Below are 1,443 nucleotides of genomic sequence, written 5' to 3' on the forward strand. Positions count from 1 at the left end.
TAAGCCGGATGTGCTGAAAGGTACAAGTCCGGTTTTGAGGGGAGGGGGTTACAGCGATGTAATCCCTTTACCCGACTTCTACATGACGACGTGGAGATTATCAAGGAGTGTAAGGTAGCAATATCTGAATGGTTGAGTCCGATGGGATTAGAACTAAAACCAAGTAAAACCAAGATTTCTCACTCGCTTAATCAGTTTGAGGGTAATACCGGATTTGACTTTCTTGGTTTCTCCATAAGGCAATTTGAAACAGGGACATACCGTTCTGCAAAAAGCACAAATGGAAACCCATTAGGATTCAATACACAGATACAACCTAGCAAAGAGAAACAAAAGATACATCTCAAGAAGGTTGCCGAAGTAATAAAAAGTCACACATCGAACAACCAATCAGATTTAATCAGAGAATTAAATCCAATTGTTCGAGGATGGGCTAACTACTACAGTACGATATTTGCCAGTGAAACATTCGATAGGATGGACTTTCTCACTTGGCAGAAACTCAGAAGTTGGGCACTCAGAGCCTGTCCGAAAACCCAAAAATACAAGGTCTTTTCTAAGTATTGGCGGAAGAGAGGTAACGAGAACTGGCGATTCAGCACTGAACATGGATTGGCTCTAGCGAAATATATAGACACCAAAACAAAACCTCATGTGAAAGTGAAAGGTTCCAAAAGCCCCTACGACGGAGATTATATTTACTGGGCAGCACGAATGAGTAAACATCCACAAATCTCCAGCAGGTTAGCCAGTCTACTGAAAAAGCAAAAAGGAAAATGCGAACACTGTGACCTCCACTTCTATGAAGGTGACTTGATAGAAATCGATCACATAATCCCTGTCAACCAAGGTGGAAAAGATGAATACACAAATCTACAAGCACTCCATAGACATTGCCATGACACAAAAACAAATCATGACAGACTGGTGCAAATGACAAATGCTAAGGCATAAGAGGAGCCGTGTGAGGTGAAAGTCTCATGCACGGTTTGTGCGGTTCGTTTCTATGAAACTAGCCTGTATGGGTTAGGGGATTAGAGCCTTTACGCCGCCTTGGGCGCAAGCCCTAAAAGATAGTAAAGGTAACTTCAGTTGAGTGTGAGTGCGTCAAACTCAAATTTGACAAGTCTTACCCGCTAGGAATGGCGTGATACCAAAACTGCCCACATGGATAGAGAACAAACTCTAAAAATGAAGCTGGGGACAGAACGAGAATAACAAACCTGAGATGGGAGCAACTCGTATAGGTAAGTAGTCAAGGTTAAACATTAGTTGAACTCTCGGAAAAAGCGTCTGAGCGTGAACGACCGAAATCAAGGTCGAACAACGACACAACATAACACTTCAAGTGTAAAAATACCCGCATTAAGTAGCTAGACAAAATTAATTACATAGTTTTCTCCAAATTCTTTCAGGATTTTTTCCACAGATGTAACAAAAGTT

1 protein-coding gene is annotated in these 1,443 nt (G+C 41.6%); it reads left to right on the forward strand.

What is annotated here, in order from left to right; genetic code table 11:
• Nucleotides 1–141 precede the first annotated feature (141 nt).
• The gene (locus QUA33_RS28035) at nucleotides 142–954 is read left to right on the forward strand and encodes a group II intron maturase-specific domain-containing protein (protein WP_333153037.1); all 813 of its coding nucleotides are present in this window, start codon (nucleotides 142–144) and stop codon (nucleotides 952–954) included.
• The last annotated feature ends 489 nt before the right edge of the window (nucleotides 955–1,443 follow it).

This window comes from Microcoleus sp. Pol14D4, assembly GCF_036701245.1.
GTDB lineage: Bacteria > Cyanobacteriota > Cyanobacteriia > Cyanobacteriales > Microcoleaceae > Microcoleus.

Bases quoted from the DNA above. Each gene is read 5' to 3' on its own strand.
- QUA33_RS28035 (WP_333153037.1), top strand. From the start codon at position 142: ATGGGATTAGAACTAAAACCAAGTAAAACCAAGATTTCTCACTCGCTT.